Annotated in this window: 4 protein-coding genes; 1 reads left to right on the top strand and 3 read right to left on the bottom strand. The window is 44.3% G+C overall.

The annotated features are described in order from the left end of the window. Positions 1-309: 309 nt before the first annotated feature. Positions 310-1,719, top strand: a complete 1,410-nt coding sequence (locus tag ACZLMD_RS12285) for a hypothetical protein (RefSeq protein ID WP_482523632.1) — start codon at positions 310-312, stop codon at positions 1,717-1,719. A gap of 51 nt (positions 1,720-1,770) precedes the next feature. Here ACZLMD_RS12285 and ACZLMD_RS12280 read toward each other — a convergent pair whose 3' ends face one another. The 3 genes from ACZLMD_RS12280 to ACZLMD_RS12270 all read right to left on the bottom strand — a co-directional run. Beyond that, positions 1,771-2,268, bottom strand: a complete 498-nt coding sequence (locus ACZLMD_RS12280) for a hypothetical protein (protein WP_489495846.1) — start codon at positions 2,266-2,268, stop codon at positions 1,771-1,773. 452 nt (positions 2,269-2,720) lie between these two features. Next, positions 2,721-4,397: a nuclease-related domain-containing DEAD/DEAH box helicase gene (locus tag ACZLMD_RS12275; RefSeq protein WP_489495844.1), complete on the bottom strand. Its 1,677-nt coding sequence runs from the start codon at positions 4,395-4,397 to the stop codon at positions 2,721-2,723. Positions 4,398-4,563: 166 nt separating this feature from the next. Then, positions 4,564-5,133 (bottom strand): SPASM domain-containing protein (locus ACZLMD_RS12270; protein ID WP_489495843.1); only part of this gene is annotated, 570 nt, incomplete at its 5' end.

Below are 5,133 nucleotides of genomic sequence, written 5' to 3'. Positions count from 1 at the left end.
GTGTTTATCAAAAATCAAAGCAGCAAAGCAATTAGTCTTTTCGAAATCCGTAAGTGACAAGACAATTTTTTAGTCACAGTTCACGGATTTTTAATGCATTGGCAGGCAAAATGCCATTGCAAGCAACTGGACATAAGAAATATTATGGGCATACATCAATTTGAGGTATGGGAAGTCTTAGTTATTCTTTAAAAATTCTTTTGAGGCTGACACATTTTGTCATGATGAAATCCTATGATACAGCTACCAACCAACAAAATATGCCGGCTTTTTCAAAACAAAAGCCGATTACTGAAAGGAGAACCTACTATGATCAATCAATTATTAAATCCTGTCCTCACACAAAGCACTGCCACCACGGAAGAAAAAGTCATTCTGACACTCGAGGGGACGACGATCCATTCCTTAAATGAACTGCGCGAGCATTTCAACCGGAACGAGATCCTGTCCTTCTATTCGGACGGCAGACTTCTTACTTGGCTCTGCCAGCATTATTACGAAACGCAGGCTGACCGCTTACGCGCACTTGATCCTGCCGACAAAAACTGCTTCCGGAAGCTCTGTGTCATCTTTGATGTCAATTATCCGGATCACATCGAAATGTCTGCCGAAGACCGGAACATCTTAAAAGCCAAAGAGGAAACACTGCAGAAGGTTCTTAAGGATACCGGTGCCGATCAGTCACTTCTCAAAAAGCTGGACATCATTGCAATCAATCAGGAAGAGCTTGCCTCTCTCATTGATGCCGATGAGCCGCAGATCTATCTTTGCAGTAACAGCTTCTCGATTCCGATCTCAAAGCCCGGACATGAATATATTGGCATTGGCGATGTGCAGATCGACAATCCATTTACCAATGAGCAGTATTCCAAAGCAGGCATCACCGTGACAAACATCACTCTGCCGGTCACACAGGATCCGGACACAAGCCTTGCCGCCAGTCAGGCAGCCGCCGCCAACGGATATGACAGCTTCCACGAGTCCCATTCCGCTCTCGCCACGCTGTTTCATAATACACTGAAAGCGAACCGAATCTACGAGGTTTACTCTCTCCCATTCAACGCATCTGTCATGGAAAAATTTTATAACAGCCGCTCCGAATGCGCTGCTGCCAAAAAGACAGCACTCGAAAAAGCATACAACACAGCCTCCGCCTATGTCACTCCGGGCAATTCCAAATGCATTGCAAAATACGCCGCAACATATTATGGGACATACATTCAGGAGCTTTTCGCACCGCAGATCATGGATGCACTCCAAAAACTGTACGAGCTTCACCGGAAATCAGACTGCTTCCGGACGTTCAAGGACAAGATCACCCACAGTTCCAAAAATCTGCTGGAGCTGTTCCAGACCGAGCTGTCTGACAACACCGACTACTATGCCATGTACCGGTTCCAGTACTTCCTGGATCAGGTTGAGATTGAAGAACACGATTACCGTGTGATGGAAGGTGGTTTTTGGCGATCTCTGGAAACACTGATGAGCGGCAGCATCCAGTACACCATCTCCGATATCCACACACCGATCAGCGAGATGGAAGGCGATCTCAACGAACACGCCCACACCTTCTTCAAAGCCGCACATGACGAGTACCGGTCCTACTGTCGCGAAATTGAAGAGCTTCTGCAGCAGCTTGGCGATAACTTCCGTGCCAAAGCCGATGAGGAAACACTGACCGATTATCTGAATACCCTGTGCAGTGCGGCAATCCAGTAATATATTCCCGTGGATTTCATTCACAGAAAAGCTCTCTCCTCCGGGTTCTGTTCACAAAACAGGGACGGGGGAGATTTTAAGAATACCATTATAGGTTATTCCATGTGGTGATATATTCTCCAGCTTCTGATATACAATATAATCCATTTCTACTTCCGCTGTATTACGAACTCTCTTATTGGGTAAATAAAATATGGTTCCATTTAACAGAACATAATATACACATGCAAACATTGTAATTCTCTTTTTTTCTTTCTTAAATCTCTGATTCTTTTTTCGGTCCTTTCGGAACGTATCGAAAGATAATCCCTTTTCTATTTCCGAAAAGAATCTTGTCTTTTTCACCCGTCTGTCAATATGTTGAATAGACAGCATATGATATATGCCCCATTCCGTAAACTCGATATCTATAGAGTCTCCATCCAGAAAATCATAATGAAATATATTTGGAATTAGATACTCTTCCGAGAATTCTTTATATAGTTCCAATGAAATGCTATTAATATTTGGTGCTGTTGAACAGGACAGTAACGCTTCTTTTGTAAACATATGCTATCATCCTCTAAAAAAAGAGGTATCCGTATTAACAGATACCTCTAACAAACAATTTCGGACAGCGCTCTGTACAATAGAGAATCTTTTATGGTATGTTTCATGTCCCCCAATAGGGAAGATGAGCTGTCCCGTTCATCTTTACTTTGCTTCCGCTGGCCTCTCTCCATATTTGCAGTATAATACATTCATTCTTAATTGTAAAGCAAACTTCTCTCTCCACTAGACAAATATATCCCACTGCCAAACATCACCACCAATGATATCCGCAATTCCGAAAATTCAGTTCTATTATACTCATTTCTATTGCCAAGTATAACAACCACTTTGACCTTTTACAATAGTTCACAAGAAAATGCCGCTTAAGAAACTGCATCCCCATCAAATTGCAGTTTTCCAAGTAGCAGTATGCCAGATCACATCAAGACTCTCTCCTATAAATGTCCCCCTCAGGCGTTTTCATGTTCCTTCCAGAAATCCTGCGAACCTACAATGTAAAGCAGTGTCCGCGCCCTCGTCCCCGCAATATACATATACTGCGAAAACTTCTCCCGGCGCAGTGCATCCACATCACAAAGGATCACCACCTTGGCATCCAGTCCCTTAAAGCCCTGTATCGTCGCATAAACCGGGCGCTTCTCATCCGGGACAAAGCCATCCTTTAATTCATTGACAGCAACACCGGCCTGTGACAGCTTGGAATTCTGATACCGTTTCGGCGACAGGAATGTAACGTCTCCCATCGAAACGCCACCTCCCCGGAGCGTTTTCAGCAACTCCTTAATCTTTCCTGCAAAATCATGGTCATCGGCATAGGAAATCCTGCCGACCTCCTCCCCGTTTTCCCGCAGGAAACCGCCAAACGCCACACCACTCGCCTTCGCACTGTAGGTACCGATCTGAACCGTGTTCCGGCAGTTCACAAACAACCGGAAGCTTGTATGTGCATACGACTGAAGAATATCCATGCCATCTTGATACTCCGGATTATAAATATTCTGCTTCTCATCGTAAAAGACAACCCATCTGCCCTTCTCCAGACCGCCCTTCAACAGACAGTCCAACGAATACAGATAGATCGGTTTCAAAATATCCTGTCCCTCATCCATGACCAGCAGATCATACTGCAGCTTTTCAAGACTTTCCTGCTCCAGATTACTGATATGATCGTAGAAAACCTCCGGCAGAATTTCCGCAAAATACCGCTGTGGATCCTCCTTCATCATCGGAACATCCACCGGCACATATTCTCCGAAAAGCGCATGAATATTCACAACCTTCAATAAATCCGTCTCCGGCAATGCATGAACCACATGATGTGCGAGATTTTTATTGTATGTAAGATAAAGCACCTTACGTCCCTGCTCCACCAGCTTTCTCGCATACTCTGCCGCAAGCAGCGTTTTGCCGGTTCCGGCTCCTCCCTCCACGATCAGATGATCATTCATTCCAAGCGCATCCATCAGCTGCGCCTGCTCTGCCGTCAGCCGCACCAGATGCTTCTCCACCTGTTCCAGCCGGTCATTGAGCGATGGAATAAAACAGAAATCCGCCCGCAAAAACTGAACGATCTCGCGGATATCCGAAGGAGACAGTTTGCTCGGCTCTCTGTGCTGCCTTGCCTGCCAATAATCAAACACTGCATTCATATACGAAGAAATATCCTCCGTGCTCCGGTCATACACAATCTCCGGTATAATCTCCTGCGAATCCGAATAAAACGTAATATCCGGAAATACCACGCCACTTGCCATCAGCAGATTCTTCATATGTGGATTCCGGTCAAAATGCTTCTTAAGCACATCCCGCAGACTGAACATATTGCCGGTCACCTGCGCAAACGGTCCCTCCGGCTTCTGCCGCTCCGTCCCATACCGGTCAATAAACGTCCACTGACCATCCCGGCATTCCACACGACCGCCCTTAATCTCCAGACAGGCAACGCCCCTCTCGCAGACCACCACAAAATCGATCTCGCCATAAATCTTAGAACGGTGTCTCGGAAGTCCCAGCGAATGCAAAACATACGCATTCTTCAAATCCATCTCCTGAAGGACATCGTACATTTTCCTCTCCGCATTACTTTTGATCTCCTCACCCATGTATGGGGGAATAAATGTAACCATGTTGTTCACTCCTTAGTATTTCACTGGTAACAGCAATCTTTTGCAATGTACGCACCGCCCCCAGAAGTCAGTCTGATAAGGCTTGTGGCAGTACGGGCAAAGGATTGGTTTGATAAATGAATAATTCATTATAACACCTCCTAGTCATCAAAAACAATCATCAGCCTTAAATAATCTGCATATATGCCGATATTATATATTTTTCAATCATACAGGCAACATCCCCTGCATTTTTATTAGCAATGCAACCGCCATAACATTTCGGGAAAAATACACACTCTTTACACTCGTCCTCCAGAATTTTATTTTCTATCCGGTCAGGCAGATTTTCAATATCCTCCAATGTGCCAATGGCATTCTCCGTTCTTCCCACCATCTGTTCGCAATTATATATATTGCCATAAACATCCACACAATAAGAATTAGGTTCTTCTTTCATGCAGGAATTCATTCTCGGCATGGAGTATAAATTTGTCCCTGTCATAAGTTTACGAACATCTGATATACGTTCCAGCATTTCCCTGACACATTCTAACTTTTCTGTCTCAGACATAGAATATGCACCACCCACAACAAATGCCGGATAAAAAACAACATTATCAAAGGACGAATAAATAGGATCTATCTGTTCCAGCAACTGCATAACATCATTTCTGTTTTGCTGATCAATATTGATCCGGATACTCACATGTATATTTTTCTCTGCCAGCATTCGGATATTATTCAGAACATTATA

This window comes from Jutongia sp., assembly GCF_057878315.1.
This window is presented reverse-complemented; position numbering and strand designations above follow the sequence as displayed.